The sequence below is a fragment of the Phaeovulum veldkampii DSM 11550 genome (assembly GCF_003034995.1).
GTDB lineage: Bacteria > Pseudomonadota > Alphaproteobacteria > Rhodobacterales > Rhodobacteraceae > Phaeovulum > Phaeovulum veldkampii.
Window position 1 is genome coordinate 1 of record NZ_PZKF01000095.1, and the last position, 2,142, is coordinate 2,142.

The window sequence follows — 2,142 nt, forward strand, 5'->3', positions numbered from 1 at the left end:
TCCGCTCCAGCGTCGCGTCATCGACCGACTTCGGGTCGAAGTTGGCGCGCGTGCCGACCGCCGGCTCCTTGACATAGCCGTCCTCCATCGCGTCCGGCAGCTCGTAGCGATAGGCAACATTCTTGAACTCGGCCGACCGCGCCCCGACGCTCTTGGGCGTTGCGGTCACCTCCAGACCGAGGATCGGCTTCAACTCGGCAATCGCCTTGGCCCCGGCCGAGGCGCGATAACGATGCGCCTCGTCCATCAGCAGGACGAGGTCGTCGAGGCCGGACAGATAGGCGAAGTAGCTGTCCCCGATGTATTCCTGCAGGCGCTTGATCCGGGGCGCGTTGCCGCCACGCACCTCGGAGTTGATCTTCGAGATGTTGAAGATGTTGATGATCGCCCCTTCGCGGCCGAACAGGTCGGCCCCGCGAACACCGCGCCCTTCCTCGTAATTTTCGGCGTTGACGATCAGCGGCGCCTGATGCGCGAAGGCTTCGATCCCGCGGAACACGTATTTCGGGCTGGTCGGCTGGAAATCGGCCAAGAGCTTTTCATAGATCGTCAGGTTCGGGGCCAGAACGAAGAAGTTGCGGCTTTTGCCGATCATATAGAGATAGCTGATGAACGCCCCCATCAGCCGCGTCTTGCCGACGCCGGTGGCCAGCGCGAAGCAGATCGAGGGGAAGTCGCGCTCAAAGTCTTCGAATTGTGCATCGGGCATCGGGCCATAGACTTGGCGCACGGCGTCGCGCGCGGCGGCGACATCGGTGTCCTTGGACGGGGCGATCAGGTCGACGATATCGTCCAGCCGCCGCAGAGCCTCGGCCTGCGGTTTGCGCAGGGACAGGCGTTGAGTGATCTGGATGACGGCGCGCTTGGGGTCGATGTTCTGCATCCTCAGCCCTCCGCCTCATCGGCGAAGAGATCGCCGGTCGTGGTGTCGGCCTTGCCGGGCCGCTTCACGGCCGGGCTTGCGTCGTCCTCATCCTCCTCCTGCATCATCGGCAACGAGCTGATCTTGAGCGAGTAGTCGTCCTTGCCCCATTCGCAGCGGTCCAGCACCGCGCCGGGGATCTTGCGGATGGTCAGGTTCGACAGGGCGCTGGTGCCCGCCTCTTCATAGGCCGAGCAGCAGATCAGAAGGCTCCGGTGTTCGCCCACCTCGTCCGACAGGGCGCGCAGCTGGGCGCCGGTCAGGCTGTTGGTGGTGACATAGATGTAGGACGTCTCGGAGCTGTGGCCGTGCATCCAGAAATGCTCGGTCGAGGGGGCGTAGGTGTAGTTGAAGTGCTTGCACATCGCCTCGGCCAGCATGGCCGGGTTGTATTCGGCGCGGATGACCCAATTGCCCCAGGCATCCTTTTCCATCAGCGACGGGGCGAGGCGGGCAAAGCGATAGCCGCCCCCGCCCTTCCAGCCCGTGGCCTCGGTCACGCCGCCCTTGTCGGTGCCGTCGATCACCTTTTGCAGGCGGGGCACGATATGGGTTTTGGCGTGGTCGCCCAGCTCCACCATGATCCAGCGACGGCCCATCTTGTGCGCCACCGCGCCGGTGGTGCCGGAGCCAGCGAAGGAATCGAGGACGAGGTCGCCGGGCTGAGTACACATACCAATTATTCGGCGAATGAGGGCTTCGGGTTTCTTTCCATTGGGAAAGAGCACGCCACCCTCTTGACCAACTCCGCCGGTTGTCTTGATATCAGTCCAGAAATCACCTGGATTTCGCATGAGGTTCTCATCAGCAAATATAACCTGAATGCGAGGCTGCTTTGCATCTTGATCGAAATCCGACTTATACAAGTATACAAGGCCGCGCGCCGAAAGTCCTGCTGAAATCTCTTGATTAAGGCGCGGCAATGATTTGGCCAAAGCCAAAACACTCGAAGAGCCGACAGCTTGGATAATCCTCCAAGCGTTGTCGAACTTATACTGAGTCTGCTCTTTTGATGGAATGTTCAGTCGCTTGAAATGCTGAGCAAGAGACTCTGTTCGTGCATGTTTGAGGATTGCGTTACACCTATCGACGCCCGCTTGATCTCGATTATCCGCATTAATTATTTCCTTCAGTTCGGCCAAGTCGCCCTCGTTAAGCCCCAACAAAATTGTTTTGTATTCATCGTTCCAATCACCAATTGGGATGTTTTCGACGGTGAG

Annotated in this window: 2 protein-coding genes; both read right to left on the minus strand. The window is 59.9% G+C overall.

All coding sequences use genetic code 11. The features are described from left to right. The coding region (locus C5F46_RS15970; protein WP_181317779.1) for a DEAD/DEAH box helicase family protein at positions 1 to 883 on the minus strand (883 nt) is incomplete at its 3' end. 2 nt (positions 884 to 885) lie between these two features. Further along, positions 886 to 2,142, minus strand: a 1,257-nt coding sequence (locus C5F46_RS15975) for a DNA methyltransferase (protein ID WP_107326286.1), incomplete at its 5' end; no start/stop codon positions are given.